Origin of the sequence: Collinsella aerofaciens (assembly GCF_028209395.1) — a bacterium.
Lineage (GTDB): Bacteria > Actinomycetota > Coriobacteriia > Coriobacteriales > Coriobacteriaceae > Collinsella > Collinsella aerofaciens_AZ.
This window is the reverse complement of record NZ_JAQLDQ010000052.1, coordinates 1-1,444: the sequence shown is the minus strand read 5'-3', so window position 1 is coordinate 1,444 and position 1,444 is coordinate 1. Positions and strand designations below refer to the sequence as shown.

Here is a 1,444-nt window from a genome sequence, read left to right as displayed (position 1 = left end):
CTTGGTAGTATTCATAATACTGCTTGTAGTTGTCCCGGTCTTTGGCTGCATCCGTCCAAAGATAGCACATGAAACAAGCGAACAATAGGGAGATAACAGCACAAAGGATTGAGTAGAACGAAATTCGTTTGTCCACATAACCGCCGTTTTTCATTCTGTACCCCTGCCGTTCAAAGTCCGCCAACACGTTTTTTAGGCGATTTTCGGCACTTTCAAGGCTTTTCCCGGCTATTTGTACCTTTCGGGCTGTTGCGTCCTCTATGCGCTTCGTATAGACTTCAACACGCTTTAGTTCTTGATACACCAGTTCTACCGCAAGCTGCGGGTTTACCCTTGGCGTTGTATCTTTTCTTTTCCGGGGGCTGTACTGTCCCTGCTTAACGTTGGAAGCTGCCGCTTCCGGGTGTGAGTTTGTTTCCATGAGATATGTTCATTGAGTTGCACTTCAGTTTGCTTTGTGTCCGCTCGATATGGGCGAGAGTGTAGCCTTTCCCTATCTCGCTTGCCTTATACTCCGTACCGCTTCGGGCTGTGACATAGTAGCCGTTAAGTTTCCCGGTGCTTGCCCTGGCTTCCCGGACTTTAAAACCTCTCTTACCAAGTTCTTCCTTGAATTTGGTAAAGTCAAAGCCCTGCATCTTCTTCAATACGCCGTCCATGGCTTCCTTGATTTCCGCTTTGTTGACTTTGCCAATGTCCTGCGACTGTACAAAGTTCCGTTCCTTGGCTATGGCATTGGCGGCTTCCGTTGCCTTTTTCCCTATCCAGTTGTCCCGGTACAGTTCCCCGGAAAGGGAAACCCGGTTTGCCAGTATGTGCAGGTGGGCTTGCTCTTTCTTGCTCTCCGTACCGCTGTGCCGGATGATGATGTACTGGTGGTTCGCCAACCCCATGCGCTGCATGAAGTCGTTACCAAGTTCCGCCCAGTCCGCATCCGTAAAGGTGGCGCTTTCCTCTATCGAGGGGCTGACCTCGAAACGTAGGCAGTTGTTTTTTACGTTCGGAAAATCAATGTGATACGGTTTCATTTCCTGCACCATTTCCGCACCAGTACACCCATAAAGTTCATGCCGGGCTATCTCGGTGGCTACTGCCTGCCCGTTTATCTCTTTGGCGAGGTCGTACTCCAATGCCGCCACACCATGTGATATGCTTTTCCCTTTCCCTATCATCGTGAGAGTATTTTTTTGAGCTCTGTAATTAGTGCCCGGTTCTCCTCGAACACTTCCCGGTACTGGCGACCACCGAAGTAGTTGTTCAGCCGTTGGAGCGTTCCTTTCAACTGGGCTATGTCCCGGAGAAGCTGCCGTTCCTCCTCGGTGTACCTCTCCCTTGGGCGCCCCCCAAGGGACAAACTCCGGCAGTATTCCGATACGCTTAGACTGCACCGGGCTGCCTGCTCCGCAAGTGCGTCCTTTTCAAGTTCGGTACACCGGAATGTAAT

At 50.8% G+C, this 1,444-nt stretch carries 3 protein-coding genes; all 3 read right to left on the bottom strand.

Annotated elements, in window-relative coordinates:
- On the bottom strand, positions 1-421 hold a 421-nt coding region (gene mbpC / locus PMW67_RS09695; RefSeq protein WP_271739706.1), incomplete at its 3' end, for a mobilization protein MbpC.
- Entirely contained in the window at positions 378-1,139 is a 762-nt protein-coding gene (mbpB, locus tag PMW67_RS09690) for a mobilization protein MbpB (RefSeq protein WP_149970768.1), read from the bottom strand. The genes mbpC and mbpB, both read right to left, overlap by 44 nt.
- A gap of 29 nt (positions 1,140-1,168) precedes the next feature.
- On the bottom strand, positions 1,169-1,444 hold a 276-nt coding region (gene mbpA / locus PMW67_RS09685), incomplete at its 5' end, for a mobilization protein MbpA (protein WP_271739704.1).